Raw genomic sequence first — 26,952 nt, 5'->3', positions numbered from 1 at the left:
GCGGGTGGGACGAGGGTGCGTCGGTCAGGAGTCCTGGCGGATGAGCGCGAGGACCTCGTCGCGCACCCGCTCCATCGTCTCGGTGTCCTGGGCCTCGACGTTGAGTCGCAGCAACGGCTCGGTGTTGCTCCTGCGCAGGTTGAGCCACCACATCGGCCCGCTCACCGAGCCGAGGGTGAGGCCGTCCAGGTGGTCGGTGCTCGCGTCGTCGGGGGCCCAGGCGAGCACGCGGTCGACGGCGGCGGCGGCGTCCTCGACGCGCGAGTTGATCTCGCCGGAGGCGGGGTAGCGGTCGAACTCGGCGACGAGCGCCGAGAGCGGGCGCTGCTGCTCGCCCAGCGCGGCGAGGACGTGCATCGCGGCGAGCATGCCGGTGTCGGCGAACCAGAAGTCGCGGAAGTAGTAGTGCGCCGAGTGCTCGCCCCCGAACACGGCGTCGGCGCGGGCCATCTCGGCCTTGATGAACGAGTGGCCGACGCGTGTGCGCACCGGGCGGGCGCCGTGCTCGGTGACGATCTCGGGCACCGCCCGGCTGCTGATGACGTTGTGGACGATCGCGACGTCCCCGGCGGGAGTACCGGTCGCGACCTCCTTCGCGATCTCGCGGGTGGCGACCAGGGCCGTGATCGCCGAGGGGCTCACCGGCTCCCCGCGCTCGTCGACGACGAAGCAGCGGTCGGCGTCGCCGTCGAAGGCGAGGCCGATGTCGGCGCCGTGCTCGACGACGGCCTTCTGGAGGTCGCGCAGGTTCTCCGGCTCGAGGGGGTTGGCCTCGTGGTTGGGGAACGTGCCGTCGAGCTCGAAGTACAAGGGCACGATGTCCAGCGGGAGGCCCGCGAGGACGCTCGGCACGGTGTGTCCCCCCATCCCGTTGCCCGCGTCGACGACGACGGTGAGCCGGCGCGAATCCGTCAGGTCGACGAGACCGCGGAGGAAGGTGCCGTAGTCGGCGAGCAGATCCTGTTCGACCATCGACCCGGGCGTCACGCCGTGGGACCCGTGGTCGGCCTGCGGCACCTCCGGCTCGGCGCCGTCGACGATGGCCTGCGCCACCGACGTGATCGCCCCCAGCCCCGAGTCCTGCCCCACCGGACGCGCCCCCGCCCGGCACATCTTGATGCCGTTGTACTCCGCGGGGTTGTGGCTGGCCGTGAACATCGCCCCCGGGCAGTCCAGCGTCCCGCTCGCGTAGTAGAGCCCGTCGGTCGAGCACAGCCCGATGAGCGTGACGTCGAGCCCGTTGGCGGCCGCGCCCCGGGCGAACGCCTCCGAGAGCTCCGGCGACGACGGACGCATGTCGTGGCCCACGACGATCCGCGTCGCTCCCTCGGGGAGGGCGACGACGCGCGCGAACGCCGCGCCGATCGCGCGGGCCACGGGGACGTTGAGCTGCTGCGGCACGAGGCCGCGCACGTCGTAGGCCTTGATGAACTCGGACAGCGGTGGGTCGATCACGCGGGTCAGCCTAGTGGGTGCGGTCTCAGCCCTGGTGACGGCCGTCGCGCAGGATGCGGAGGTGGGAGACGCGGGAACCACCCTCGGTGCCGTCCGCCGCCATGTCGGTGTGGGACACCTCGTACCCGTCCAGACCGGGCAACGGCGGGGTGACACCGGGGCGCTCGCGTACGGCCTCGGCCACGGCGAGGAGATCGTCGCCGGGTTGGGACTCCTCGAAGTGCGTCGCCAGGCGGACCAGCTCCCATCCCTGCGGCGCGGTGAGACGCTCGGCGTGCACCGTGCACAGGTCGTAGGTGTGCGGCTCGGCGAACGTGGCGAGGGGACCGAGCACGGCCGTCTGCTCGGCGTACACGTAGGTGAGGGTCGCCACGGCGGATCGCCCGCAGGCCGTTCGGGAACACCGTCGCATGAGACTCACGAGTGAGAGGGTAACGCCCGACCTCGTCCCCGGGCCGAGCTGCCACGCCGAGATGGGGGCCTTCCCCTCGCCGCCCGCGTCCGACGAGACGGACGCGACCCCACCGCACCCCGCAGCCACCCCACGGCGACGCGGCGACCGAGGACGGGTGACGTGACGACCGCCCGGCGGCGACTCGGCGTCAGCCTCGCCTCGTCGTACAGTGGCGCCCATGGCCCGCCGCCGACCCCCTGCTCTGCGCCGCCGCGACCGGCACGGCCGCGGCGTCCGCGGACCGTTGGTCTGGCCGCCGGTGCCGTCGATGACCTCGCGCTCGGAGACCTTCGACGATCTCGTGCTCGACGCCGTGGAACGGGTCGAGCGGCGGGTCGGTCAGGGGATCGGCGACATCGAGTTCGCCGTCGAGCTCGTGCCGCCCTCGGACCCGACGCCGTTCGAGCCCGAACGCGTCCCGCTCAGTCGGCTCTTCGCCGCGGAGCGGGGGATCCCGGCGCGCATCGTGCTCTTCCGCCGACCGATCGAGACCCGCGTGGAGGATCCGCGCGACCTCGCGGTGATGATCAACGACATCGTCGTCGAACAGATCGCCGGCGCCCTCGGCGTCGAGCCCACCACCCTCGACCCGGGGTATCAGGGCGACGTCGACCCGTAGCGGGAGACCTCGTCACGGGAGCGGCAGACCTCGTCACGGGGCCGACCTGAGGGGCGGCCCGGGGAGGACGGGGGTGCCGGAGCGCTCACGACCGGCCCGAGACGAGCGACGGCGCGGAGACCTCATGGTGGTCTCCGCGCCGTCGCGCTTCCGCATGGAGGGCCCGCTGCCGGGCCCGTGCCGTGATCTCAGACGGCCCGGCGTCGCAGCTTGCGACGCTCGCGTTCGGAGAGGCCGCCCCAGATGCCGAACCGCTCGTCGTGCTCGAGCGCGTACTCGAGGCACTCGGAGCGCACGTCGCAGCCGGTGCAGACGCGCTTGGCCTCGCGGGTGGAGCCACCCTTCTCGGGGAAGAACGCCTCCGGGTCGGTCTGGGCGCAGAGCGCGCGATCCTGCCAGGAGAGTGCGGTCTCCTCGACATCGCCCGAACCCGCGATCAGCACTAGCTCGTTCATGGCCCCTCCTGCTTCCTGGTCTCCTGTTAGGCCGCGCCGCCGGCCGGCGACCGCCAGCGCCCAGCCCCTCCCCCAGGGTGCGACGGCGAGGGGAGACGATCAGGCGCACTACCTGATCGGAGCCTCGCCGCAGGACGACGACACGCTGAATTACACGCGTGTCATCCGGTGAAGTCAAGCCGACGTTACTTAATCTGTAAGGTCCCCCGACTTGAACGAATGACCTGGTCGGACGACCGGAAAGCGTTCCGGCACAGCCTTTCCCGGCGCCTGATTCGTCGGTTTCACGGGGCCCTCACCCGGGTGCCGATCCGTGACCCACACGGCGGGCACGAGACCTCCGGAGTCGGGTGCCAGACTGACCGGCATGGACGTCGTTCTCGCCTGCGGCCCCGGGGGCCGCGCCCTCGCCGCCTCGCTCGCCTCGCTGCTCTCGACCGACCTCGGCCGGCCCACCGACGGTGTCGACGCACCCGAGGGCGCCCACGGCGACGCGCTGACGATCCTCGCGGGCACCGCCGAGGACATCACGCTCTGCGGGCTCCGGTTCTGCCCGGACCTCGACGCGCTCGCCCGCATCCCCGCACTCACCGACCCGAACGCCGAGAGCACGGATGCGGCCTCGAGCCACGGTGTCGCCGCCGCCCTCACCGGGTGGGGCGCGCTGCCGGCGTGGTTCGCACCCGACGACCTCGACATCGCCCGTGCCGTGGCCCGCAGTAGGTGGCTCGCCGCGGGCGTGACCCCGAGCGAGATCGGCCTGCGCCTCACCCCGCCGCGGCACGGCGTGCGCCTGGTGCCGACGAGCGACCGACCGGTCGAGTCCCATGTCGTCGTCGAGCACGGGGAGGAGCGGGTGGCGCTCCACGCCCTCGAATGGGCCTCCCGGGAGACGAGCGGCCCGGGGCAGGGCGGCGCCGAGGGCGACCGAGAGGCGGCCTCGCCCGTCCAGGTGGGGGCGGCCGGTCTCACCGAGGCCACCCCCGCGCCCGGGGTCCTCGACGCGATCCGGGGCGCGACCACGGTCGTCCTGCCACTCACGAACCCGGTGACCGGGCTCGGCGTGGTGCTCGGACTGCCCGGGGTCCGCGACGCCCTGCGGGGTACGTCGGCGCGGGTCGTGGGGGTGAGCCCCCTGCTCCTGCCCACACGCGGCGACGAGGAGGCGACCCTGCGGACCCTCGACCTCCGGCACACCTCGAGCGACGTCGGGTCGTTGTTCGCCGACGTCCTCGACGCCTACCTGGTCCCGGAGGCCGACGTCGACGGTGTGCGGGCGCGACTGCGCGAGGTCGAGGTCCGCCCGGCGCCGACGGATCTCGCCGCGCTCGCGAGTGCCGCGCTGACGGCGAGCGGATCCGCTCGGTGACCGCCGCGGCCGGCGCGACGGGCGAGACGCCGCGCCGGGCACCGGGGTCGGTGCGCGTGCTCCCCGTGGCCATCCCGATCCCCGCGGGCCCTGCCACCGTCGACACCTCCGAGTCCGTCGAGACCTCCACATCCGTCGACACGTTCGAGACCGTCGTCGCTGCCCTCCGGACGGCGATCGACGAGATGCCCGAGCGCACCGGCACGACGATCGCCGTCGTCGAGGCCGCCGCGCTCGGGCCCAGGGTCCCGGTCGAACGTCGCGTGGTCGAGGTGCTCACCCGCGGTGAGGAGGTGCTCGCCGAACGGTTCGAGGACTCCGGACTCCGTCGTCTGGTCCGCCTGAGCGTGGCGCGGCCCCACGGCGGAGTGCGCACGGTCGAACTCCCGGACGCCGGTGCCCGCTCCTGGGCGGCGCCCGCCGGCCCGGCGACGAGCCCCGTTCTCGCCTTCCCGCCGGCCGATCCTCACGACGCCGCGACACGGCTGCGGGACGAGGTCGGTGTCGGCGTCGTGCTCGTGTCGCGCGCCGTCCGGCCGAGCGTCCTCCTCGCGGCCGCCCTCCCGGCATCGACACCGTCCGTCGATGAGCACGCCCTGGCGCTCGCGGTGGACCTCGTCGACGACGACGCCGCTCTCGTCCTCCTGCCGGCGGCCGTCGAGCCGACCTCCGAGGGAGGCACGCGTGCAGAGGGCACCGGCGCGGCCGACCGCACGGCGGAACCCCCGTCGCGAGCCGCGTATGCCCCCCTCGACGGACGGTACGAGGCGGTGCGTTCGGTGTTCGGGCTGCGGCCGGGGACTCCCGACGCGCTCGAGGTCGGCCTGCCCGGCGCCGGGGCGGGGATCGGACGCCGTCCCGCACGCCACCTGGCTCACGATCCGCACGACCACCACGGACGGGAGGAACCGGACGGACAGGACGACAAGGACGGCCGGGACGACAGGGACGGCCAGGACGGCACGGACCCCGTCGAGGAGAGGATCGAGCGCGCCTGCCGCCTCGCCGCCCTCCCGCTGCCGGAGGTCGACCCGTGGCACCCGGTACGCCGGCATGTGCGGGCGCGCGTCGATCTCGCCCCGGTCGTGACGACGGTGACGCAACTCGGGGTGTTGGTCGAGGCCGCGGACGACCTCACGCTCGGTGTCGCGGTCGGACGCCTCGTGCTCGCCCTCGCCGCCGAGGGCGTGCCCGCGACGCCGATCCGGCACGACGTCACCGTGCGCGGCTCCTCCCCCACGTGCACCTGCCTCGTCGCGTTCCTCGGCGACGAGTGGATGCCGCGCTGAACCCGAGCACCCGCAGACCACGCCGAGCCCACGCGGTCACACCCCTCCCGGGTCTCGGCGCACACGCCTTCCGGGTCTCAGCGGCGTCGCGCCACCGAGGGGGTGTGCGCTCGGATCGACATCCGCGGCCCACGTCGCGGCCGGTGGTGACCGCCGAGCCCGAGCAGCCGCTGCACGCGGAAGCGGTGACCGGCGTACGGCTCGAGGAGTTCGGCGAGGGCGTCGTCGTCGATCGGGCTGCCGGTGAGGGCCCACCCGATGTCCTTGGCCACGTGGTAGTCGCCGAAGCTCACGGCGTCGGCGTCGCCGAGGGCTCGCTGCGCCACCTCGGCCGAGGTCCACGCCCCGATGCCACGGATCGCGCGCAGCCGTGCGTGGGCGTCCGGCAGCGGCAGGTGGGCGCACTCCTCGAGGCGACCGGCGTACCCGACCGCGCGGAGCACCGTCTCGGCACGGGAGGCGTCGACCCCCGCCTTGGCCCACTCCCACGACGGCACGAGTCGCCATCGCTGCGGGGTGGGGGCCAGGCGGAGGTCGAACGGCCCCGGCGCGGCCTCTCCGTGGCGCCGCACGAGGTAGCGGTACCCGGCGAACGCCTCGGCGCCGGTGACGAGTTGCTCGAGGATCGCGGGGACGAGCGAGTCGAGGACGAGCCCCGTGTTCGGCACCCGCCACCCCGGGAACCGCCGGAAGGCCTCGGCGACCAGGGCGTGATGCGGCACGAACGTCGAGACGTCGTCGTCCTCGCCGAGGATGCGGGGCACACCGTCGCACACCCACTCCGCGCCCGGACCCCAGGCCTCGACGACGACCGCACCCTGGGTGGGCCGTTCGGCGAACCGCACGGCGACCTCTCCCTCGGGTGTGCGCCAGGCCGTGGCGAACCCGTCGGGCAGACGGCGCCACGTCGGGTCGCCCGCGCCACGACGGAGCGTCCCGAGCGTGGCCCGGACGTCGACGGCTCGACCCGGCGCCCAGGTGCGGACGACCGGGGAACCCCGGCCGTCCCGGGGGCGCGCAGGCGTGGTCTCGTTCATCGCCGCCCACGGTAGGAGACGCCCCCGACAACCCTTCCGCGAGGATCCGCCGCCGTCGGCGGGAGCCCCGGCCGTCGGCGGCGTTTGCCCGGAGCCCGGTCCCTGGCGTACCAATGCACCCATGACGCGCCCCGACGACCTCGTCCGACTCCTGCGCAGCGGTGAGTCCGCCCGGCCGCGGCTGATCTGGTACGCGCCGGGGGAACGCATCGAGCTCTCCGGACGGGTCCTCGCGACGTGGGCCGCCAAGGCCGCGGATCTGTTGCAGCAGGAGCTCGACGCCGAGGTCGGCACCCGGGTCGGCCTCGTCGGCACCCCGCACTGGCGACTGATCGTCTGGGCCCTCGCGACGTGGAACCTCGGGGGCACCGTCGTCCTCGACGACGACGCCGGGGTCGACGTGCTCGTCCTCGACGGGCACCGGCTCGGTGACCTGCTGCACGGCGGCACCTGGAGCCCGGGCGACCCGGCCACCCGAGGGGCCGAGCACGTCGTGGCCCTCACGCGCGCGGCCCTCGCGCGGCGGAGCCCCGTCGCGCTGCCCGACGGCGTCATCGACGAGGCGGCGATCCTGCTCACCCACGCCGACGAGATGGACCCCCTCGACACCGCCGCCGACGACGACACCGCGCTCGTCGACGACGCCGCGACCTCGAGCTACGCCGACCTCGTCGCCGCCGCGAGCCCGGCTCGGGCGGGGGCGGGTGACGGAACGGGGGGCCGGGACGCGCCCACGCGACGCCACGTCCCGGGCTCGATCCCCCTCGCCGAGGTCCTGCGCACGGCGGTCGCCACCTGGGCCACGGGCGGGTCGATCGTGCTCACCGACCCCGAGTGGGAGGCCGACCAGGGCGGCGACCCGTCCGCCCCCGCGTTCGCCCGGGTGCTGGAGTCGGAAGGCGTCAGCGCGCCGCGTGCGTGATCGCACGCCAGGTGATGGCGTCGACCACCCCCGTCGTCGGGAGCCCGTACCGCGTCTGTACTCCACGCACGGCGCGCGCCGTGGCAGGACCGAAGTCGCCGTCGGCGCCGACGCGCAGCGCCTTCTGGAGCGCGACGACCGCCCGCCCGTGCGAGCCCTGCCGCAACGTCGTGCCCGTGTACCCCAGCCAGGGGTAGCGGGTGAGTTCGACGCGGTTCCACGTCCTGAGGTCGACCACCCCGGTCTGGCGCAGCCGCCAGGCCGCCTGGACCTTCTTGACGGCCGCGACGGTCGGGGCGTCCATCCGGCCGGTGGCCCGCACCCCCAGGGCCCGCTGCAGCGCCGTCACCTGCGTGCCCCGGGCGCCGGGGCGTAGCGTCGTGCGCTTGAAGGCGTCGAGGGGCCGCACGACCGCGGCGGGGACGGCAGTGGTCCGGCCGGGGGCCGTGCCCGGCGGGGTGCTGTTGGCGCCGCTGCCGGCCGGGGCCGGGGTCACGACGCTGGTGGGTGCGCCGGTCGTGCCTCCCGGGACGAGCGTGTTCCACGTCGCCTTGTCGAAGGCGCCGGAGGCCGGCAGACCCCGGGCGCGCTGGTAGGCGAGCACGGCCGACTGGGTTCCTCGGCCGAAGACGCCGTCGGGGACGAGACCGAGGGCCTTCTGCCCCCGGGCGACGTTCGCCTTGTCACCCGACCCGATGGCGATCACGGGCAGCGGTGAGGCCGGTGGAGCGGGCACCCACGAGGGGCACGGCGTCGTGCGACGCGACGTGTACAGCGGGGCGGGCTGGCCGGCGTACACCCGGCAGGTGCCGACGTCCGCCGTGGTGACGGGGGTCCCCGTCCACCAGGAGGTGCGACCCAGCGCGCCGTCCCACGTCAACGAGAGGTGGATGTGGTCGGTGTGGGGACTCGCGCCCGAGTACGGCGTGAACCCCCGCTCGGGGGCGTAGGCGCGCCACATCGTGCGGTTCCAGATCACGTATTGGATACCGAGGCGCCGCGCCTGTTCGCCGGAGTTCGCGGTGAGCCACGCGAGGAACGAGTCGGCGACGGCCTTCTGCATCGGGTCGGAGGAGTTGAGCATCCAGTCGACGGCGCGGCCCTCGTGATGTTCGCTCAGGGTGCCGTTGCAGTAGCGGGAGACGCCGAAGTAGCCGGTTCCGTAGGTGTCGACGAGCAGACGGCCCAGTCTGACCGAACCGGGCCGGTCGATCGGGTCGCAGGAGACCCCCGGCTGGTAGGTGGGCCGCACGTCGAGCGCCGAGGGCAGCGCACGCGTCGGCGTCGGCGCGACGAGCCGGGCGCCGAGGGTGACGGTCCGGACCCCCGCGGACGGACCCCGCAGGACCATCGCGCCGCCACCGTCGTCCCCCGGGTGATCACCCTCGCCGGGTGCGCCGGGCGCACCGGGCGCACCGGGTGTGTCGGCCAGGGCGGCCGGGCCGGCGAAGGCGAGGAGCGCGGCGCCGGTGAGGCAGGCGGCGAGGGTGCGACGGACGCGCGTCGAGGTGTGGTGGACGGACATGGACGACCTCCGGGGTCGGGGCACTGTCGGCATGGTGCGGTGGCGCCGGAGGAGGGTGGGGACGCCAGGCGAGGTGCCCTCTTCGTCGGCGCGACACGCGGGCCCCTGAGCAAAGCCGGGCCCGACGATCCGTCGCGTTGCGCACGTCCCACCGTCGGTGACCACTCGGCGCACCACCCGGCGCGCTCTCGGCGCCCCCCGGTCGGCCGTCGCGCCACCCCGTCCGCCCGTCGCACGGGCGGTCGGAGAACCCCCGACACCTCCCCCCGCGCCGGTAGAGTCGCGGCCATGGACAAAGTCGTCAGCAGCGCGGCCGACGCGGTCGCAGACATCCCGGACGGGGCCACGCTGTCGGTCGGAGGCTTCGGCCTCTGCGGCATCCCCGCGACGCTCATCCAGGCCCTGCACGACCAGGGGGCGGGCGACCTCAGCGTCGTCTCCAACAACTGTGGAGTGGACGACTGGGGCCTCGGCATCCTCCTGCGCGACAAGCGCATCCGCCGCATCCAGGCGTCCTACGTCGGGGAGAACAAGGAGTTCGAGCGGCAGTATCTCAGCGGCGAGCTCGAGGTCGAGCTGACCCCCCAGGGCACACTCGCCGAGAAGATGCGTGCCGGCGGCTCGGGAGTCGCGGCCTTCTACACCCAGACCGGCGTCGGCACCCAGGTCGCCGACGGCGGCCTCCCCCTGCGCTACGACGCCGAGGGCAACGTCACCAAGTCCTCGCCCGCCAAGGACACCCGCGAGTTCGAGGTCGACGGCGAGAGCAAGACCTTCGTCCTCGAGGAGGCCATCCGCGCCGACTACGGGCTCGTGCGCGCCTGGAAGGGCGACCGGCACGGCAACCTCGTGTTCCACAAGTCCGCCCGCAACTTCAACCCGCTCGCCGCCATGGCCGGCAAGATCACGGTCGCCGAGGTCGAGCACCTCTACGAACCCGGCGACCTCGACGCCGACGAGATCCACCTCCCGGGCATCTTCGTGCAGCGCGTCGTCGCGCTCACCCCCGAGCAGGTCCACGAGAAGCGCATCGAGAAGCGCACCGTCTCCAAGCGTCAGCCGAACGAAGGCGGCGCGGGCAGCGAGGACCTCGAGGGCGACAGCGACGAGACCACCACCGACAGCACCGAGAACAAGGGGGCCTGACATGGCGCTGAGCAGGGACCAGATGGCCGCCCGCGCGGCCGCGGAGCTCGCCGACGGCGACTACGTCAACCTCGGCATCGGGCTCCCCACGCTCGTTCCCAACTTCGTCGGTGACGACGTCGAACTCGTCCTCCAGAGCGAGAACGGCATCCTCGGGGTCGGCGCCTACCCCTCCGAGGACCTCGTCGACCCCGACCTCATCAACGCCGGCAAGGAGACCGTCACGGTCCGCCGCGGCGCGAGCTTCTTCGACTCCGCGATGAGCTTCGGCATGATCCGCTCCGGCAAGGTCGACGCCGCCATCCTCGGCGCCATGCAGGTGAGCGAGAACGGCGACATCGCCAACTGGATGATCCCCGGCAAGATGGTCAAGGGCATGGGCGGGGCGATGGACCTCGTCCACGGCGCCAAGAAGGTCATCGTGCTCATGGAGCACAACGACCGCAAGGGCGGTCCCAAGATCCTCCCGTCGTGCACCCTGCCGATCACCGGCCTGGGCGTCGTGCAGCGCATCATCACCGACCTGTGTGTCTTCGACGTCGGTGAGAACGGCCTCGTGCTCCGCGAACTCGCCGAGGGCGTCACCGAGGACGAGGTCCGCGAGCGCACCGGCGTCGGGTTCGAGGTCGACCTCACGACGACCGAACTGGGCTGAGGCACGACCCGCTCGCCTCGACACCCCCTGAGCCACGGCCCCTCGGTCACCGACCGGGGGGCCGCGTCGTGTTCGGCGCCGGGGCGCCCTCGGTCACCACGCCGTGCCGTCAGGGCGCCGTGCCGTCAGCGCGCCGTGCCGTCACGGCCCGGCCACCGCGGTCCTCGCTGCCGCGTGACCCGACTCAGCGGCCGGTGTACCGCCCTGTGCCCGCGACCTTGCCCGAGGGGCCGGCGACGTACAGCCACCGGGTCCCGTCCGGGCGGGTGGCGACGATGTCCGCCCGGCGGTCGCCGGTGACGTCCCGTACGGAGAAGGCGGTGAACGCGTGCCATCCGCCGCCGTGCACGATCGTGCGGATCACGGCGCCACGGCCGTTGCCGCGCAGCACGAGGAGGCGGTTCCGGGAGTCGACGACGGCGATGTCGACGAGACGGTCACCGTCGACGTCCCCGGCGCCGACGAACCGCACCAGCCCGGCCGGGGCGCCCTTCACGGGTGTCGCCGTCGCGAACCTGCCGGAGCCGGACCCGCGTGCGACGTGCAGGCGCCCGCCCTCGATGGTGAGCCGGTCGGTGAACCGGTCGCCCACGACGTTGGCCCCGAGGGAGGGCGCCGGGCGGACCGAGCTTCCCGACCCGGCGGTCGGGGGACGCGGCACCACCGAGGCCCCGTCGGGCCGCGTCGTCACGCCCGAGAGGCGTGGGGTGAACCAGTCCGAGCGCAGCCCGAGCACCTGACGCATCCGCGTACCGCTCACGTCGACGGTGCGGGCGCTGCCCACCAGTCGCATGCTGGAGACGCGACCGTTCATGGGGCCGTTGCCGTCACGGCCGAGGACCTGCACCGTGCGGAGCGTCCCCAGCCCGAACTGCTTCTCGAGGGTGGAGGCCGAGACCGTCCGGGTCCACGTGTGCACCGGGTTCGCCATCCGACCGTCGTACGGGTCGGGCTTGGCCACCTGGGAGAACGCGCCGCCGTCGACGGTGTAGCCGCCGCTGGAGGCGGAGAACTCCGCGTGGACGAAGTTGTCGCCGGGGGTCTTGAGGACGGTGCCGGCCGTCATCGCGATCGCCGCGTCGGCTCGGGCGTCGTCGAGGACCGTGCGCCCGGAGCCGCGGACGACGGCCGTGCCGCGGTAGACTTGACAGGTGACCGTGTCGCAGATGTCCCACGGCGAGCCCTTGGCGCGCTGTCGAGCGCGGTAGGAGGCGGCGTAGGTGCGCGCGGCGACCGATTGCGCCGCCACCGCCTGCGGGTGCCAGGAGGACGGCATCTCGTTCGGCACGACGCCGCGCAGGTAGCGCTCCGTCGTCGTGGTGACGATCGTCTGCACCGAGCTACCCTGCCGGGTCGCGAAGACCCGTCCGGCATAGTCCTCCGCCGACCCGCCCGGCATGGTGACGCGCACGGTGTCGCCGGCGGAGAAGACGATGGTCGGCGCGACGGGCGTGCGGAAGGCACGCCACACCCCCCGGGCGTCGCGGTACTGCAGCGCCGCGCCCGCGCCGGTCGCGACCGCGCGCCAGGCGGTGTACCCGGCACCGACGGGGAGCCTGACCGCCGTGCGTCCGGTCGTGGCGGTGAGTCCGGGCTGCGGCGGCACCTCGGTGATGCCGTCGTTGTCGCGCGAGATCCACACCCTCATCTCGGTGTTCGACTGGGTCGCCTGGGTGGTGCCCGGGTAGTAGAACTCGAGGATCTGCTTCCAGGAGAGCCCCGCGTCGGCGGCGCCGTAGGCGCCCCACTGGCTCATCCCGCGGCCGTGCCCGAAGCCGCGTCCGTCGAACACGATCGTGCCGTCGGCGGGCACGGCCTGCACGGCTTCCGCACCCGAGCGGGCGGCTGTCGCGGAGGGCGTCCCGAGAGAACCGATCCCGGTGACGAGGACGGCGAGACCGAGGGCGGAGGACATGGCGGGGCGCGCGATGAGGTGTCGTGTCACGCCCCCCTCATCGGCGGGGCAGCGACCCTACTTGACCCCGAAGACCGCCCCCACCATGAGGAAGGCCCCCGAACTGCGGACATCGCCGCAGGTCGGGGGCCTTTCGATGGTCTCGGAACGGACACGAGAAGAGTGGACCTCAGAGGTCGATCGTCGCCCCCGTGCTCGCGGACTCGAGGACGGCCTCGGCGACGCGCACGACCTGCAGCCCCTGGGCGAGGGTGACGATGTCGGCATCCTTGCCGAGGACGGCGTCGCGGAAGTTCTCGTGCTCCACGAGCAACGGCTCGCGCTTGGCGATCGCGTAGCGCACGACGTCGCCTTCGGAGACTCCGCGGAAGTTCGCCACATCGTCCCACTCGGTCTTGACACTGCCGTTGGCGTGGAAGGTGAGATCGGCGGTGAGGGTGTCGGCGACGAACGCGCCCTTCTCACCGGTGATGACCGTGACGCGCTCCTTGAACGGCGACAGCCAGTTGACCAGGTGGCTCGTGATCGTGCCGTCGGCGAGCTTGCCGGCGACGCTGACCATGTCCTCGAACTCCCGGCCGCTGCGGAACGCCGTGCGGGCGGCGACCGAGGCGAACGGCTGCTGGCGCACCCAGCTCGTCAGGTCGATGTCGTGGGTGGCGAGGTCCTTGACGACGCCGACATCGGCGATGCGGGCCGGGAACGGGCCCTGGCGGCGCGTGACGATCTGGTAGACGTCGCCGAGATCGCCGTTCTCGATGCGGGCGCGGGCCTGCTGCAGGGCCGGGTTGTACCGCTCGATGTGCCCGACGGCGCCGACGAGGCCCTTGTCGGAGAACGCGTCGGCGATCTTCTGGGCGCCGGGGGTGTCGTAGGCGAGCGGCTTCTCGATCATCGCGTGGACGCCGGCGTCGGCGAGCGCGAGGGCGACGTCGACGTGGAAGGCCGTGGGGACGGCGACCATGCAGTAGTCCAGCTCGGCGGCGATGAGTTCGTCGATGCTCGACAGGAGCGGACGACCCTTGGCGACGCCGTGCGGATCCATGCCGCTGACGTCGGCGACGGCCACGAGGTCGACGCCCTCGAGTCCGGCGAGGATCCGGCCGTGGTGGCGGCCCATCATGCCGAGACCGATGAGACCGGCCCTGAGGTTCGTGTCGGTCATCGTCATGCACCGGCCTTCGCGAGCGCGTTGACGGCCTCGACGATGCGCTCGAGCCCGGCCCGGTCGACGCTCGGGTGGACCGGCAGCGACAGGCACTCCTTCGCCGCCTTCTGCGTCTGCGGCAGCTCGGCGTGAGCGTTGTCGGCGAACGGCGCGAGCTCGTGGTTGGGCACGGGATAGAACATCCCCGAGCCGATCTGGTACTGCTCCTTGAGCGCCGCGGCGAACCCGTCGCGGTCCTCGGGCACCCGCACCGTGTACTGGTGGTAGACGTGCACGGCACCCTCGGCGACCGGCGGCGTGGTGACCCCGGTGATGCCCTCGGAGAGGAACGCGGCGTTCTCCTGACGGGTGCGGGTCCAGGCGTCGACCTTCTTGAGCTGCTCACGGCCGATCGCGGCGTGGATGTCCGTCATGCGGTTGTTCAGGCCGACGACCTCGTTGTGGTACTGCTTCTCCATGCCCTGGTTGCGGTAGAGCCGCACCATCCGGGCGACCTCGGGGCTCCCGCAGGAGACCATGCCGCCCTCGCCGGAGGTCATGTTCTTCGTCGGGTAGAGGCTGAACATGCCGAACGTGCCGAAGGCCCCGACCGGGGTGCCGCCCAAGGACGCACCGTGGGCCTGCGCGGCGTCCTCGAAGATCATCAGGCCGTGCTTCTTCGCCACCGCGAGCAGCGCCGGCATGTTCGCCGGGTGGCCGTAGAGGTGCACCGGCATGATGCCGACCGTGCGCTCGGTGATCGCGGCCTCGACGCTCGCCGGGTCGAGGCAGAAGCTGCCCTCCTCGATGTCGGCGAACACCGGCGTGGCGCCCGTGAGGGCGACCGAGTTCGCCGTGGCGGCGAAGGTGAACGACGGGACGATGACCTCGTCACCGGCCTTGACGCCCGAGGCGAGCAGGCCGAGGTGCTGGCCGGAGGTGCCGGAGTTCACGGCGACGCACTCGCGACCGAGTCCGAAGTGCGCCGAGAACTCCTCCTCGAACGCCTTGACCTCCGGACCCTGCGCGAGCATCCCGCTGCGCAGCACCCGGTCGACCGCCGCGCGCTCCTCGTCACCGATGAGCGGCTTGGCGGGTGGGATGAAGTCGGTCATGTCGAGCGAGCCCCTTCCAGGCGTCCTTCTGTTCGTGGGGAGCCGCGCCTCGCGCGGCCTCCGTCAGCCGGGCGACCGGTCCGACGCACCGTGGGCCGGGCGCGTCGTTCTCGACACGGACCGGCCGGCGTCCGCACCCGAGCGGGGCTCGGGGCAGAATGTGCGGCGTCGGGCACGACCGTCACGCCGGTCAGCCTACCGTTGCCGCACTTCCGCTCGTGAAAGGTCACCCGTATGAAGGTCCTGAGTGTCGTGGGCGCGCGCCCGCAGTTCGTCAAGCTCGGGCCGGTGGCCCACGCCCTCGACGACGCGGGGGTGGAACACGTCATCGTCCACACCGGTCAGCACTACGACGCGGTGATGTCCGACGTGTTCTTCGCCGATCTCGGCATCCCCGCCCCCGACGTCCACCTCGGCGTCGGCTCGGGCACCCACGGGGTGCAGACCGGCGCGATGCTCGCGGGCCTCGACCCCGTCCTGGAGAAGCACCGCCCCGACTGGGTCCTCGTCTACGGCGACACGAACTCGACGCTGGCCGCAGCCGTGTCGGCGGTGAAGATGCACCTGCCGGTCGCCCACCTGGAGGCGGGCCTGCGCAGCTTCAACCGTCGGATGCCCGAGGAGCACAACCGGGTGCTCACCGACCACGCGGCCGACCTCCTGCTCGCCCCCACGGACGAGGCGATGACCCACCTCGCCACCGAGGGGCTCGCCGAGCGCAGCGTCATGGTCGGCGACGTGATGACCGACGTCTGCCACCTCGTCCGCGACCAGGTGGAGGGCACTCCCCTCGCCGACGCGCTCGACGTCTCCGGCGCCGGGAACATCGACCTGGAGAGCCCGTTCCTCCTCGCGACGATCCACCGGCCCGACAACACCGACACGAGGGAGCGGCTCGGCGCGATCCTCGAGGCCCTGCGGGCGGCCCCGGCCCCCGTCGTCCTCCTCGCCCACCCCCGGCTCGTCGCCAAGGCGCGTGAGCACGGCCTCGCGCTCGAGGGCGGGTCGCTCTTCGGCACCTCTCCCCTCGCCTATCCGCAGATGGTCCGCGCCGTCATGGGGGCGGCGGGCGTCGTCACCGACTCCGGCGGTCTGCAGAAGGAGGCCTACCTGCTCGGCACACCGTGTACGACGATCCGCCCCGAGACCGAGTGGGTGGAGACCCTGCGCGACGGGTGGAACATCCTCGACGACGACCTCGCCCGGCTCGCCGACGTCGCGGTGCGCCCGGCCCCCGAGACCGACCGTGGCACCCCCTACGGCGACGGTCACACCGCCGAGCGGGTGGCGCAGGTCCTCCGGGAGCGGGCCCGCTGAGACGTCCTGCCGGGCCGGCGGCACCTCGGGCGGAGGTCTGGTTCTCCTCCGGAGTCGACAGCGATCACTGACAGGGCAGGCCCGGCGTGGTTACCGTCGAGCCCATGAGCGGCGACCTCGTCATCCTCCACTCGGCCTACGGCCTCACCCGCGGGGTGCAGGCCGTCGCCGACGCCCTCGCGGCGACGGGTCGGCCCGTCCACGTGCCCGACTACTACCGCGGCCGGGTCTTCACGACCCAGGCCCAGGGCATCGCGCACCGCGACGCCATCGGCTACGCCACTCTCCTGGACCGGGTCCGTGGCGACATCGCGGGCCTCGACGAGCGCGTCTCGTTCCTCGGGTTCTCCCTCGGGGCGTCGTTCGCGCACCGGCTCGTCGCCGAACGGCCCACGATGGGGCACCTCGTCCTCGTCGGGAACACCAACCCCGTCTCGGGCCCGTGGCCGGGCGTCCCCGTGCAGGTGCACCGCTTCGAGGACGACGCCTGGGTGAAGCCCGACGACGTCGCCGACCTCAAGGCGGCCGTGGAACTCTCCGGGGCGATGTTCGAGGACCACGTCGTCCCCGGCCACGGTCATCTCTTCACCGAACGCCACCTGCCGGAGTACGACCCCGCCCGCGTCGAGACCTTCGTCGCCTCCGTGCACGACTTCCTCGACTGGGCGTGAGCGGGGCGACGTCGGTCCTCCGCCGCCGACCCCGCGACCGGCCTCAGAAGACCGCCTTCCCCCCGGTGACGCCGACGATCGTGCCCGAGACGTAGCTCGCCTCCTCCGGGCAGGCGAGGAAGACGTAGGCACCGGCGAGCTCGGCGGGTTGGCCGGGGCGACCGAGCGGGGTGTCCGCGCCGAAGGTCTCGACGTCGGAGCCCTTGCGGGTCGCCGGCTGGAGCGGGGTCCAGATCGGGCCGGGCGCGACGGCGTTGACCCGGATGCCCCTCGGCCCGAGGTCGGCGGCGAGGTTGACGGTGAGGTTGTTGATCGCCGCCTTGGTCGCGGCGTAGTCGAGCAGGGCGGTCGAGGGGTCGTAGGCCTGCACCGAGCTCGTGTTGATGATGCACGAGCCCTTGCCCAGGTGCGGGAGGGCGGCCTTGCACAACCAGATGACGGCGTGGAGGTTCGTACGCAGGGTGCGCTCGACGTCGTCGAGATCGAGGCCCGAGAGGCCCTCCTCGCCCCGGGACCAGTGGAACCCGGCGTTGTTGACGAGGATGTCCAGACCTCCGAGCCCCTCGACGGCCTCGGCGATCGACCGTTCGCATTCGGCGTTCGTGCGCAGGTCGGCGGGCACGAGCACGGCGATGCGGCCGGCGTCGCGGACGAGGCGTGCGGTCTCCTCGGCGTCGACCTGCTCCTCCGGGAGGTACCCGAGCGCGACGTCGGCACCCTCCCGGGCGAACGCGATCGCGACGGCCCGCCCGATGCCGGAGTCACCGCCGGTGATGTACGCCTTGAGTCCGGTGAGACGGTCGCGGCCGGTCCACGTGTGCTCCCCGTGGTCGGGCACGGGGGTCATCTCGCCGGTGAGCCCGGGCGGGGCCTGCTCCTGCGGCGGGAAGCTCTTGCCCTCCTCGTCGCGGACGAGCTTCTCGGCGTTGCGGACGACGTCGGGTGTGGTCACGAGTTCTCCTGGTGAGCGGTGAGGGTCTCGACGATGACCTTCTTGACGAGCTCGGGATCGCGGTCGATCTCGAGGACGTGGCGGTCGGCGTCGCGGAGGTAGGCGTAGGCGTCGGGGATCTCGGGTTCGCGACCCACCGCCTCGGCGATGGTCGCGGCGAACTTGACGGGCAGGGCGGTCTCGAGGACGACGAGCGGGGTGTCGACCTCGCCGCCGTCGAGGACGTCGAAGGCGACCGTGAGGGCGTCGGCGGTGTGCGGGTCGACGAGCACACCGTATTCCTTCTCCACCGCCGCGATCGTCGCGAGGCGGTCGGCGTGCGTCGAGGTGCCCGAGAGGAATCCGTGCACCGAGCGGAGGCGCTCGAACGCCGGGTCGGAAGAGAGGTCGAACCCCTGCCCGGTGGACAGGCCGCCGAACAGCTCGGCGGTCCGGGCCCCGTCGCGGCCCAGCAGGTCGAAGACGAACCGCTCGAGGTTGCTCGCCTTGGAGATGTCCATCGACGGCGAACTCGTCTCGTGCGTCTCGGCGCTCGTGCGCACGCGGTAGACGCCGGTGCGGAAGAACTCGTCCAGGACGTCGTTCTCGTTCGTCGCGACGACGAGGGTGTCGATCGGTACGCCCATCGCCTTGGCCACGTGACCGGCGCAGACGTTGCCGAAGTTGCCGGTGGGCACGACGAAGGAGACGCGGGCGGTGTCGGGGTCCTCGACCTCCTCGGTGGCGCGCAGCCAGCACGCGACGTAGTAGACGACCTGGGCGAGCAGCCGCGCCCAGTTGATGGAGTTGACCGCGCCGAGGCGGTGGAGCTCCTTGAAGTCGAGATCGGAGGCGACCTGCTTGACGATGTCCTGGCAGTCGTCGAACACGCCGTCGACGGCGAGGTTGACGACGTGCGGGTCGTCGACGGAGAACATCTGGGCCTGCTGGAACGGGGTCATGCGGCCCAGGGGGCTGAGCATGAACACGTGGATGTTCCTCCGGCCCTTCATCGCGAAGATCGCGGCGCTGCCGGTGTCGCCGCTGGTGGCGCCGAGGATGGCGAGGGAGGAGTCACGGCGGGCGAGTTCGTACTCGAAGAGCTCCCCGAGGAGCTGCATCGCCATGTCCTTGAACGCGGCGGTGGGGCCGTTGCTCAGGTGCCCGAGGAACAGGCGGCGGTCGAGCCGGGTGACCGGCACGATCTCCTCGGTCCCGAACTTCTCGGCCGTGTAGGCACGCTCGCAGATCGCGCGAAGATCGGCGTCCGGGATGTCGTCGACGAACAGCGACAGGATCGCGTGGGCGAGCGCCGCGTACCCCTCCTCGGCGAGAAGCCGGCGCCACGTCGCGAGCGTCTCGGTGTCGACCTGCGGATAGGACTCGGGCAGGTAGAGACCGCCGTCGGGCGCGAGCCCGCCGATGAGGATGTCGCAGAAGCCCTGGGAGGCCACGCCGTCGGGGTCACGGGTCGAGAGATAGCGCACGTCGCCCAGCCTAGGCGGCGGCACGCTCACCTCGCCGGATGCGTCCGCGTGTCGACGACGCGTCGCCCCCACCTCACGGGGGCAGCCGGACGACGTCGTCGGATCGGGGTGGCCGAGACCGGGTGGGTCAGGCCTTGCCGACGGTGCGGAAGGTCGTGCCCTCGAAGCGGGTCGGGTCGAGCCAGCGTCGGCCGTCGACGACGACCGAGACGCCGGGCAGGTCCCCGGCGTCGAGGTCCCGGTACTCCGCGTGGTCGGCCTGGACGACGGCGACGTCGACGGGCTCACCGAGGTGGTAGGGCGTCCAGCCGAACGCCGTGATCTCGTCGTCGGTGTACATCGGGTCGTGGACGAGCACCTCGGCGCCCTCGGCGCGCAGCGCGTCCACGGTGGCGAAGACCCCGGAGAACGCGGTCTCCTTGACCCCGCCGCGATAGGCCGCGCCGAGCACGACGACCCTCCTGCCGGCGAGATCGCCGGCCGCCCCCTTGGCGAGACCGACCGTGTACGAGGGCATGTCGGCGTTCGCCTCGCGCGCGGCCCGGACGACGGTCGCCTCGGGGTCGTTCCACAGGTAGAGCCGCGGGTAGACGGGGATGCAGTGCCCGCCGACCGCGATGCCGGGCCGGTGGATGTGGCTGTAGGGCTGGGAGTTGCTCGCCTCGATGACCTGGTAGACGTCGATGCCGTTCACGGCGGCGAAGCGCCCGAACTGGTTCGCGAGCCCGATGTTGACGTCGCGGTAGGTGGTCTCGGCGAGCTTCGCCATCTCGGCGGCCTCGGCCGACCCGAGGTCCCACACGCCGTTGCCGCGCTCGAGGTCGGCGCGCTCGTCGAAGTCGAGCACGGCCTCGTAGAACTCGATGCCGCGCTCGACACCCGCCCCGCCGAGCCCGTCGAGACCACCGATGAGCTTGGGGTACTTGCGCAGGTCCGCGAAGACCCGGCCGGTGAGGACACGCTCGGGCGAGAAGACGAGGTGGAAGTCCTCGCCCTCGACGAGCCCGGAGCCCTCCTCGAGCATGGGCTTCCAGCGGTCGCGGGTGGTGCCGACGGGCAGGGTCGTCTCGTAGGAGACGAGGGTTCCCGGACGCAGGCCGCGGGCGATGTCCTTGGTGGCGGACTCCATCCACCCGAAGTCGGGCTTGCCGTCGGCGTCGACGAAGAGCGGCACGACGACCACGACGGCGTCGGACTGGGAGACGGCGGAGGCCGTGTCGGTCGTGGCCTCGATGAGACCGCCGGCGACGGCCTCGGCGAGCTTCTCCTGCAGGTGCGCCTCGCCGGGGAACGGCTCCGTGCCGGCGTTGACCAGCTCGACGACGGCGGGGTTGACGTCGGCCCCGAGGACGCGATGCCCCTTGGAGGCGAACTGCACGGCGAGCGGAAGGCCGATCTTGCCGAGACCCACGACGGTGATGTTCACGCGAGAATTCCTCACTTCCGGCGTCGCCGCCGAGATATCCGATTCGAATCCGCCCCCGATCCTATGTCCTTCGCTCGGGCCCAGGACCGCCCCCCGCGCCCGACACCCCGTGGACGAGCGTGTCGAGGACACCGACGACGCGCGGGTCGTACTCGTGGCCGAGTCCGAGGTAGAGACGCTCGAGGGCGGCGTCGGGATCGGCGAGCGGAAGACCGGCGGACCGGCCGGTGAGGAGGTCGTCGTAGGCGTTCGCGACGCGGATGACCCGGCTGGCGACGGGCTGGGGCCGCCGGTGCGAGACGTGGAGGCGATAGGGCAGGGCCTGGGCCTCGATGAGGTCGGCCTCGACGTCGAGGACCCCTGTCGCGCGCGCGATCGCCGCGCCGTCGGCGGCGATGCCCTCCTGGTCGGCGGGGGCCGCGAGCACGGTGGCGCCGGAGGGCACCGGCCGCTCGAGGCGGACCTGGCCGAGGTCGTGCAGGAGGGCGGCCCGTTCGATCTCGGCCAGTTCCCGCCGTCCGAGGCCGATCTCCCGCCCGATCCGGGTCGACAGGTCCGCGACCCGGGCCGCGTGGCCGGGCCGCACCATCCCCATCGCCTCGGGGAGGTGGGACAGGGCGACGACGCTCTGCCGAGCGTGCTCGCGCATCTCGTCACGCCGACGGATGGCGAACTGGTTGAACATCAGGGGCAGCAGGATGAGGGGCAGCGCCGGCAACCCGAGGAGGGGCTGCGCGACCGCGACGAGCACGGCGGTGGAGGCGGGGACGATCCCGAGGGTGATGCTCTCGGCGAGCGCAGCGGCGTGGACGGTGCGGCGGGCCCCGCGGGCGGGGCGGGTGGCCTCGGCACGCAAGGGGGCCTCGAGAATCAGCACGGCGTAGACGACCGTGAGGAGCGCGAGGGCCCCGACCTGGGGCGGGACCGCGCCGAAGGCGGCGCGGAAGGGATGGGTGGCGCCCACCCCCGCGAGGATCGCCGAGAGGACGACGACCGTGACGAGCCGCGGCGCGGCGTGCCACCACACGGGGCTCCACCCCGCAGGAGTCACCGACCGACTCGCGAGGATCCCCCCGACGACCAGCCCGACGGCGGACACCCCGAGCGCGATCCACGGCGAGCCCCAGCCCGCATGCCCGAGGCCGGTCGTCACCGAGAGCGCGAGCGCGGCCGTCGCCCCGACGTCGACGGTGCGCGAGGCACCGCCCGCGCGCGTCGTCCCGCTCATCCTCGTCACGGCGTCGTCGTTCCGGAGCGAGGAGCCGACGACGATCGTGGCGAGGAACAGGACGAGCAGCAGCCCGTCGCCGTGCAACGCCGGCAGGCCGGTCGGGTCGCCGGCGGCCACGGCCACGGCCAACGCCGTGACGAGGCCGAAGACGGCCCAGGCGACCCAGGTCGCGACGGTGAAGGCGTCGGCGCGTCGACGTACCGCCGGGCCGGTGTCCGGAAGCGGGATGGGCGGACGGGGAGGCGCACCGCCGACCGCGTCGGTGGTCGCAGACGGGTTCGGGCCCTCGGGTGAGAACGCGGAGGCACTGATGTCGTCGGTCACGGCCGTCCCTCCCTGGTCTCCGAGGCGCTCGCGTCGGAACGCCCCGGTCGTCCCGCTCGGCGCGCGGTCCCCGGCCGTCCCGGTCGTAGGGCTCGGGAGGCCCGGGCACCGAGCCCGCGACCGTCGGCCGCACTCCCGGCCGACGACCCGGGGGCGTCCGGGCGCCGGGCGGCGCCGTGGCCACCCTCCTCCTCCACCACGTCGGTGACGCGCACGGCCGAGGCGAGGGCGGCGACGACGACCGGGTCGAAGCGCCGGCCCGCGAGCTCTCGGAGCCGGGAGACCGCGTCGACGTCGGGGTGGGCGGCCTCGGAGGCGCTCACGAGCGCGTCGGCCGCGTCGGCCACGGCGAGGACGCGCGCCGACAGGGGGATCTCCTCGCCCACGAGCCCGCCGGGCCCGCCGCCGCCGTCGAACCACTCCCCCTCGAACCGCACCGCGGAGGCGGCGGCCGCGAGGAACCCGACCCGTCCGACGACCTCGTCGGAGGTGAGCGCCCGGGCCACCGCCGGTGCGGGGTCCTCGCCGGCGCACTGCGCGACCGAGCACGGCTCGGGCATCCCGACCGCATGCAGGCGGGCCGCGGCCTGGAGCGCGTCCCGGTCGGCGGGACGCATCCCCAGCTCGGTGGCGATCGCGAGGGCGTACCGCATGACCCGGTCGTCGTGGGCACGCACCCCTTCGTCCCGACCTGCGCCCGCGATCGCCTCGACGAGGCTCGCGCGGGTGCGACGCTCGGCCGAGAACAGCCCGTGCATGTGCCGGGTGACGACCAGCGGGGCTGTGACCAGGAGCAACGCGATGAAGTCCAATCCGCCCGGGCCCCAGAGCACGACGACGACGAACGCCACGATCGCCCAGGCGAGGAAGGTCGGGACGGTCCGTGCCATGCCCCGCACGACCGTGAGCCGGCTGGGCGTCATGGGGTCGCGGGCGGTGACCATGAGCAGGACGGCGAGGTTCGTCGCGAGGAACGCGGCGTCGGCGAGCAGGAGCGGCACCCCGACGCTCGTCGTGAGCACCCGCACCCGGTCCTCGACCGCGAGGTCGAGGGGGACGCCCGAGCGGGTGAGGGCTCCGTCGACGAGGACGGCTCCGCCGGCGTGCGCGTAGACCCACGAGGCGACGGCCGCGGAGAGGCCGAACATGAGGCCGTTGAAGACCCACGCCTGCCACCAGCCCTGACGCGCGTCGAGCACCGCCGCCCCGATGCCGAGCAGCACGGCACCGACCGGCCCGACGAGAGGGATGGCGGCGAGCAGCACCACGGCGGTGAAGGAGAAGGACACCCGCTCCTCCGAGCGGCCGAACCGCAACCCCGCGCTGGCGGCCGCCGCGACGAGCAGCACGGTGAAGGTGAAGACGTCCCCGAGCCCGAAGACACGGAAGTCCCGCATCTGCCAGGTGAGCGAGGCCGTGAGCACGGCTGCGACGAGGAGGGGGGCGATCATGCCAGGACGCCCGCTCCGGCTGTGACCGGAGCGGGCGTCCTGGGCGCCGACGGCTGCCGAAGTGGGCACGCCCACGGTGGCGCGGTGACCCGTGTCCTTCGACAACTTTCGGTTGTTCATTCCTCGATTCTAGGCGAGGAACGTCGATGTTCTAAGGAGAGGAGCCGCCCTCAGAAGGACGGGGTCCACCACCAGCAACGGGAGGTACGCATAGGATTCGTCTCCATCTGTGTGATCCGTGGCCGTCCCTCTCCCCCAAGGGCTCTCACTGAGAGACCGGAGCGGCCGACGGTGGCGAATAATTCGAGGATTTGCCGCGTGGAACTGACCCCAATCAGTTCTTCGCGACACTTTGAATATAGATCCTCGCGGACGCCCGACACACAGTCGAGCGCCTTTGTTTGCACACTCTTTGCCACCTTTACCGATGCCTATGAATGGGTCGGACGTCCATTCTCCGACTTGGACACGCGCCCCATTCGTTTACTATTCGGTTAACTCTTCGTCAAGGCCCCAGGCCAGCCCACGTGAGCGGACCGGGCACACGCCCGGCGGGCCGCCGCATCGGCGGCAGATCCCGCGTGCCGACATCCTGGCCCACATGTCGAGACCTCGGGGCGGGGATCCCGAGGAGCGCCCGCGATTCGGGGCCGAGAGGCGGCGTGTGGGAGGATGACGCGACGGCACGACTGCCTCGAAGGAGCACAACATGAGCAAGCGAGCACGCAAGCGTCGCGCCCGCAAGGGCAACAAGGCCAACCACGGCCGCAAGCCCAACGCCTGAGCGCGCCCACACGTCGAAGGGCCCCGACCGCAGCGGTCGGGGCCCTTCGCCATGTCGTGGCGCGTGATGTCGCGTCGCATTCGGAGGCGTCTCGCCCCGCGCCGTCCCACCGGCCCGTGCGCCGCGGCGCCCCGGCGGGCCCACCTCACTCCCGGTCCGCGGACTCCTCGCGGACCTCGAAGGTGGTGATCTGCGCCATGATCTGCATCCGCAGGGTGCGCGGCGCCGGCTGGCAGGCGCAGGAGCGGCGGACGAGCGCCTTGAGCACGAGGTCGCGCTCGTACTCGGTCATGCACGGGCTGCACGCGTCGAGGTGGGCCTTGATGCGGTCGCAGTCGCCCTCGTCCATCTCGGCGTCGATGTACTCGAAGACACGGAGACGGAACTCGGAGCAGTCGGTGGGGTGGACCTCCTCGCGGAGCTCGTCGTCGCCCCCGCGCCCCGGCCCCTGGTGGAACTCGTCGGGAGTCATCGGTTCACCCCCGAGTAGCCGCGCTCGGCCGCGTAGTCGGTGAGCAGTTCGCGCAGTTGACGGCGCCCACGGTGCAACCGCGACATCACGGTGCCGATCGGCGTGTCCATGATCTCGGCGATCTCCTTGTAGGCGAACCCCTCGACGTCGGCGAGGTAGACCGCGAGGCGGAAGTCCTCACCGAGCTGGGCGAGCGCACGGGTGACGTCGCTGTCGGGCAGGTGGTCGAGCGCCTCGACCTCGGCGGAGCGCAGGCCGGTGGAGGTGTGCGACTCGGCGCGGGCGAGCTGGTAGTCCTGCACCTCCGCCGCGTCCGACTGCTGCGGTTGGCGCTGCTTCTTGCGGTAGGAGTTGATGTAGGTGTTCGTGAGGATGCGGTACAGCCACGCCTTGAGGTTGGTGCCGGGCTTGTACTGGTGGAACGCGGCGAAGGCCTTGGCGTACGTCTCCTGCACGAGATCCTCGGCGTCGGCGGGGTTGCGCGTCGTGCGCAGCGCCGCGCTGTAGAGCTGGTCGAGGTAGGGCATCGCGTCGCGCTCGAACCGGGCCGCGCGCTGGGCGGGCGTCTCGGCGCCGACGTCGACGCCGCCGACGTCGGTGACGCTCGGATCCGACGCGGACGGAGCCGCTTCCTCGCGTGGTTCGGGGCGTTCGTCGCGTGGTTCGGGGACGGGCCGTGGGGCCGGTGGTGCGGATGACTCGTTCATCACCGTCCAGGGTAGTTCCCGGGCGGGGATGCCGCGCGTCCCGACCGCCTCGGTGAGACCGAGGAAGCCGGTCTCCGGCGGTGCGGGGTGGGTCTGGACCAACACGCTGATTCTCCTTGGGCCTGGAATGTCCACTCGGGAGCGTCAACGGTGCCGGGAGCCCCGCGCATTCCCGGCCCGGCCGGATCGTGGCGTTCGTCGGGGACCTCTCGCGGCTCGCGTCAGCCGATGATCTCGCCGGTCGTGGGGTCCACGACGCCCTCGAGTTCCTCGACCGGTGCAGGGTCGAGCAGGTGTGGTCCGTTGACACGGGAGGAGCCGACGGCGCGCCCCACCGGGTAGGCGTCGAAGCGGCCCGGGCGGCAGTAGGCGAGCAGGTCGGCCACCTCGTCGGTGTCCGCGAGCCGCGGGTCCAGCCACCGGTCCCAGTCCTGCGGGTCGAGGACGAGGGGTTGGCGATCGTGGATGCGGTCGAGGCCCGGTTCGGCGGTGGTCGTGACGATCGCGACGCTGACGAGCCACGTGCGCGGGTCCTCGGGGTCCCCGGCGGGGTCCTTCCAGAACTCGTAGAGACCCGCGAGGGCGAGGGGCACGCCGTCACCGCGGTGGATGAAGAAGGGCTGTCGCCGCGGCTTCCCCTTGACGGTCGCCGTGGGGCTGCGCTGCCATTCGAACCACCCGTCGGCCGGGACGAGTGCCCGACGGGCGGCCGCGGCCTTGCGGAACGCGGGCTTCTCCAGCACCGTCTCGGCACGCGCGTTGATCATCCGCGCACCGACCGCGGGGCTCTCCGCCCACGACGGCACGAGCCCCCAGGTGAGCAGCCGTAGCTGCCGCACCGGGTCCGGGTCCTCACCCACGGGCCGCTCGAGGACCACGCGGACGTTCTTGCTCGGGGCGACGTTGTGGTCGGGGGTGCCCGCCGGGGGCTCCTGGGGCGCCGCGAGGATCGAGCGCACGGGCGCGTCGGTGCGGTCGATCGCGACGTCGAACTCCGCCACGAGATCCTCGTTCGTCGCCGACGAGGCGTACCTGCCGCACATGCTCC

At 72.8% G+C, this 26,952-nt stretch carries 25 protein-coding genes; 9 read left to right on the top strand and 16 right to left on the bottom strand.

Annotated features, from left to right (window positions below):
- Positions 1-24: 24 nt before the first annotated feature.
- Both RT054_RS06010 and RT054_RS06005 read right to left on the bottom strand, forming a co-directional pair.
- Positions 25-1,455 carry a phosphomannomutase/phosphoglucomutase gene (locus RT054_RS06010; RefSeq protein ID WP_313022578.1) on the bottom strand — a complete coding sequence of 477 codons (1,431 nt, stop codon included), beginning with the start codon at positions 1,453-1,455 and terminating at the stop codon, positions 25-27.
- Positions 1,456-1,480: 25 nt separating this feature from the next.
- Positions 1,481-1,867: a DUF3499 domain-containing protein gene (locus RT054_RS06005; RefSeq protein ID WP_396837223.1), complete on the bottom strand. Its 387-nt coding sequence runs from the start codon at positions 1,865-1,867 to the stop codon at positions 1,481-1,483.
- A 220-nt stretch (positions 1,868-2,087) separates the two neighbouring features.
- Between RT054_RS06005 and RT054_RS06000 the strand changes: the two genes are divergently transcribed.
- Positions 2,088-2,528 (top strand): metallopeptidase family protein, encoded by a 441-nt coding sequence (locus tag RT054_RS06000; RefSeq protein WP_312720952.1) that lies wholly within the window; start codon positions 2,088-2,090, stop codon positions 2,526-2,528.
- A 188-nt stretch (positions 2,529-2,716) separates the two neighbouring features.
- Here the strand turns inward: RT054_RS06000 and RT054_RS05995 are convergent, their stop codons facing one another.
- Positions 2,717-2,983 carry a WhiB family transcriptional regulator gene (locus RT054_RS05995; protein WP_312720951.1) on the bottom strand — a complete coding sequence of 89 codons (267 nt, stop codon included), beginning with the start codon at positions 2,981-2,983 and terminating at the stop codon, positions 2,717-2,719.
- Between the two features lie 367 nt (positions 2,984-3,350).
- Here RT054_RS05995 and RT054_RS05990 point away from each other — a divergent pair, with 367 nt between their 5' ends.
- The gene (locus RT054_RS05990) at positions 3,351-4,352 is read left to right on the top strand and encodes a 2-phospho-L-lactate transferase CofD family protein (RefSeq protein WP_312720949.1); all 1,002 of its coding nucleotides are present in this window, start codon (positions 3,351-3,353) and stop codon (positions 4,350-4,352) included.
- On the top strand, positions 4,349-5,641 hold the full coding sequence (locus RT054_RS05985; RefSeq protein WP_313022576.1) for a hypothetical protein: 1,293 nt from the start codon (positions 4,349-4,351) through the stop codon (positions 5,639-5,641). Before RT054_RS05990 ends, RT054_RS05985 begins: the two co-directional genes overlap by 4 nt.
- A 77-nt stretch (positions 5,642-5,718) precedes the next feature.
- Here RT054_RS05985 and RT054_RS05980 read toward each other — a convergent pair whose 3' ends face one another.
- Positions 5,719-6,678, bottom strand: coding sequence for a DNA-3-methyladenine glycosylase 2 family protein (locus tag RT054_RS05980; protein WP_313022575.1), 960 nt, complete (start codon positions 6,676-6,678; stop codon positions 5,719-5,721).
- Positions 6,679-6,799: 121 nt separating this feature from the next.
- On the opposite strand from RT054_RS05980, the gene RT054_RS05975 reads away from it, so the two are divergent.
- Positions 6,800-7,600, top strand: a complete 801-nt coding sequence (locus RT054_RS05975) for a TIGR03089 family protein (RefSeq protein ID WP_313022574.1) — start codon at positions 6,800-6,802, stop codon at positions 7,598-7,600.
- On the opposite strand, the gene RT054_RS05970 is transcribed toward RT054_RS05975, so the two are convergent.
- Complete coding sequence (locus RT054_RS05970; protein ID WP_313022573.1) at positions 7,581-9,125, bottom strand: peptidoglycan-binding domain-containing protein; 1,545 nt, start codon at positions 9,123-9,125, stop codon at positions 7,581-7,583. The two genes, RT054_RS05975 and RT054_RS05970, sit on opposite strands and share 20 nt — an antisense overlap.
- A 288-nt stretch (positions 9,126-9,413) precedes the next feature.
- Between RT054_RS05970 and RT054_RS05965 the strand changes: the two genes are divergently transcribed.
- Positions 9,414-10,271: a CoA transferase subunit A gene (locus tag RT054_RS05965; protein WP_313022572.1), complete on the top strand. Its 858-nt coding sequence runs from the start codon at positions 9,414-9,416 to the stop codon at positions 10,269-10,271.
- 1 nt (position 10,272) lies between these two features.
- Positions 10,273-10,926 (top strand): 3-oxoacid CoA-transferase subunit B, encoded by a 654-nt coding sequence (locus RT054_RS05960; protein ID WP_312719876.1) that lies wholly within the window; start codon positions 10,273-10,275, stop codon positions 10,924-10,926.
- Positions 10,927-11,110: 184 nt separating this feature from the next.
- Here RT054_RS05960 and RT054_RS05955 read toward each other — a convergent pair whose 3' ends face one another.
- The 3 genes from RT054_RS05955 to RT054_RS05945 form a co-directional block, all read right to left on the bottom strand.
- Entirely contained in the window at positions 11,111-12,871 is a 1,761-nt protein-coding gene (locus RT054_RS05955) for a SpoIID/LytB domain-containing protein (RefSeq protein ID WP_313022571.1), read from the bottom strand.
- Between the two features lie 139 nt (positions 12,872-13,010).
- Positions 13,011-14,012, bottom strand: a complete 1,002-nt coding sequence (locus RT054_RS05950; RefSeq protein ID WP_396837216.1) for a Gfo/Idh/MocA family protein — start codon at positions 14,010-14,012, stop codon at positions 13,011-13,013.
- Positions 14,009-15,103, bottom strand: coding sequence for a DegT/DnrJ/EryC1/StrS family aminotransferase (locus RT054_RS05945; protein ID WP_313022570.1), 1,095 nt, complete (start codon positions 15,101-15,103; stop codon positions 14,009-14,011). The genes RT054_RS05950 and RT054_RS05945 overlap by 4 nt, the downstream gene beginning before the upstream one ends.
- Positions 15,104-15,337: 234 nt before the next feature.
- Between RT054_RS05945 and wecB the strand changes: the two genes are divergently transcribed.
- Both wecB and RT054_RS05935 read left to right on the top strand, forming a co-directional pair.
- Entirely contained in the window at positions 15,338-16,420 is a 1,083-nt protein-coding gene (gene wecB, locus RT054_RS05940; RefSeq protein ID WP_312719872.1) for a non-hydrolyzing UDP-N-acetylglucosamine 2-epimerase, read from the top strand.
- Between the two features lie 104 nt (positions 16,421-16,524).
- Positions 16,525-17,091: a dienelactone hydrolase family protein gene (locus tag RT054_RS05935; protein WP_313022569.1), complete on the top strand. Its 567-nt coding sequence runs from the start codon at positions 16,525-16,527 to the stop codon at positions 17,089-17,091.
- Between the two features lie 43 nt (positions 17,092-17,134).
- Here RT054_RS05935 and RT054_RS05930 read toward each other — a convergent pair whose 3' ends face one another.
- The 5 genes from RT054_RS05930 to RT054_RS05910 form a co-directional block, all read right to left on the bottom strand.
- Positions 17,135-18,043, bottom strand: a complete 909-nt coding sequence (locus RT054_RS05930; RefSeq protein ID WP_312719869.1) for an SDR family oxidoreductase — start codon at positions 18,041-18,043, stop codon at positions 17,135-17,137.
- The gene (thrC, locus tag RT054_RS05925) at positions 18,040-19,509 is read right to left on the bottom strand and encodes a threonine synthase (RefSeq protein ID WP_313022567.1); all 1,470 of its coding nucleotides are present in this window, start codon (positions 19,507-19,509) and stop codon (positions 18,040-18,042) included. Before thrC ends, RT054_RS05930 begins: the two co-directional genes overlap by 4 nt.
- Before the next feature lie 127 nt (positions 19,510-19,636).
- On the bottom strand, positions 19,637-20,935 hold the full coding sequence (locus tag RT054_RS05920) for a nucleotide sugar dehydrogenase (protein ID WP_312719864.1): 1,299 nt from the start codon (positions 20,933-20,935) through the stop codon (positions 19,637-19,639).
- Between the two features lie 61 nt (positions 20,936-20,996).
- Positions 20,997-22,490: an HD domain-containing protein gene (locus RT054_RS05915; protein WP_313022566.1), complete on the bottom strand. Its 1,494-nt coding sequence runs from the start codon at positions 22,488-22,490 to the stop codon at positions 20,997-20,999.
- Positions 22,487-24,061, bottom strand: coding sequence for an HD domain-containing phosphohydrolase (locus RT054_RS05910; protein ID WP_312719861.1), 1,575 nt, complete (start codon positions 24,059-24,061; stop codon positions 22,487-22,489). The genes RT054_RS05915 and RT054_RS05910 overlap by 4 nt, the downstream gene beginning before the upstream one ends.
- Positions 24,062-24,650: 589 nt before the next feature.
- On the opposite strand from RT054_RS05910, the gene RT054_RS16490 reads away from it, so the two are divergent.
- Complete coding sequence (locus tag RT054_RS16490; protein ID WP_373279733.1) at positions 24,651-24,725, top strand: 50S ribosomal protein bL37; 75 nt, start codon at positions 24,651-24,653, stop codon at positions 24,723-24,725.
- Between the two features lie 145 nt (positions 24,726-24,870).
- On the opposite strand, the gene rsrA is transcribed toward RT054_RS16490, so the two are convergent.
- The 3 genes from rsrA to RT054_RS05895 all read right to left on the bottom strand — a co-directional run bounded on the left by rsrA (position 24,871) and on the right by RT054_RS05895 (position 26,947).
- Complete coding sequence (gene rsrA / locus RT054_RS05905; RefSeq protein WP_312719859.1) at positions 24,871-25,197, bottom strand: mycothiol system anti-sigma-R factor; 327 nt, start codon at positions 25,195-25,197, stop codon at positions 24,871-24,873.
- Complete coding sequence (locus RT054_RS05900) at positions 25,194-26,009, bottom strand: sigma-70 family RNA polymerase sigma factor (RefSeq protein ID WP_313022565.1); 816 nt, start codon at positions 26,007-26,009, stop codon at positions 25,194-25,196. The genes rsrA and RT054_RS05900 overlap by 4 nt, the downstream gene beginning before the upstream one ends.
- Positions 26,010-26,125: 116 nt before the next feature.
- Positions 26,126-26,947: an SOS response-associated peptidase gene (locus RT054_RS05895; protein WP_313022564.1), complete on the bottom strand. Its 822-nt coding sequence runs from the start codon at positions 26,945-26,947 to the stop codon at positions 26,126-26,128.
- Positions 26,948-26,952: the final 5 nt, after the last annotated feature.

This window comes from Mobilicoccus sp. (genome assembly GCF_032060985.1).
Lineage (GTDB): Bacteria > Actinomycetota > Actinomycetes > Actinomycetales > Dermatophilaceae > Mobilicoccus.
The sequence above is the reverse complement of the archived record's forward strand: the minus strand, read 5'-3'. Positions and strand labels throughout refer to the sequence as shown.

Excerpts from the sequence above, each read along its gene's own strand:
- RT054_RS06005 (WP_396837223.1), bottom strand. The coding sequence starts at position 1,867 with ATGCGACGGTGTTCCCGAACGGCCTGCGGGCGATCCGCCGTGGCGACC.
- RT054_RS06000 (WP_312720952.1), top strand. The coding sequence starts at position 2,088 with ATGGCCCGCCGCCGACCCCCTGCTCTGCGCCGCCGCGACCGGCACGGC.
- RT054_RS05995 (WP_312720951.1), bottom strand. The coding sequence starts at position 2,983 with ATGAACGAGCTAGTGCTGATCGCGGGTTCGGGCGATGTCGAGGAGACC.
- RT054_RS05990 (WP_312720949.1), top strand. The coding sequence starts at position 3,351 with ATGGACGTCGTTCTCGCCTGCGGCCCCGGGGGCCGCGCCCTCGCCGCC.
- RT054_RS05980 (WP_313022575.1), bottom strand. The coding sequence starts at position 6,678 with ATGAACGAGACCACGCCTGCGCGCCCCCGGGACGGCCGGGGTTCCCCG.
- RT054_RS05975 (WP_313022574.1), top strand. The coding sequence starts at position 6,800 with ATGACGCGCCCCGACGACCTCGTCCGACTCCTGCGCAGCGGTGAGTCC.
- RT054_RS05970 (WP_313022573.1), bottom strand. The coding sequence starts at position 9,125 with ATGTCCGTCCACCACACCTCGACGCGCGTCCGTCGCACCCTCGCCGCC.
- RT054_RS05965 (WP_313022572.1), top strand. The coding sequence starts at position 9,414 with ATGGACAAAGTCGTCAGCAGCGCGGCCGACGCGGTCGCAGACATCCCG.
- RT054_RS05960 (WP_312719876.1), top strand. The coding sequence starts at position 10,273 with ATGGCGCTGAGCAGGGACCAGATGGCCGCCCGCGCGGCCGCGGAGCTC.
- RT054_RS05950 (WP_396837216.1), bottom strand. The coding sequence starts at position 14,012 with ATGACGATGACCGACACGAACCTCAGGGCCGGTCTCATCGGTCTCGGC.
- RT054_RS05945 (WP_313022570.1), bottom strand. The coding sequence starts at position 15,103 with ATGACCGACTTCATCCCACCCGCCAAGCCGCTCATCGGTGACGAGGAG.
- wecB (WP_312719872.1), top strand. The coding sequence starts at position 15,338 with ATGAAGGTCCTGAGTGTCGTGGGCGCGCGCCCGCAGTTCGTCAAGCTC.
- RT054_RS05935 (WP_313022569.1), top strand. The coding sequence starts at position 16,525 with ATGAGCGGCGACCTCGTCATCCTCCACTCGGCCTACGGCCTCACCCGC.
- RT054_RS05910 (WP_312719861.1), bottom strand. The coding sequence starts at position 24,061 with ATGAACAACCGAAAGTTGTCGAAGGACACGGGTCACCGCGCCACCGTG.
- rsrA (WP_312719859.1), bottom strand. The coding sequence starts at position 25,197 with ATGACTCCCGACGAGTTCCACCAGGGGCCGGGGCGCGGGGGCGACGAC.
- RT054_RS05895 (WP_313022564.1), bottom strand. The coding sequence starts at position 26,947 with ATGTGCGGCAGGTACGCCTCGTCGGCGACGAACGAGGATCTCGTGGCG.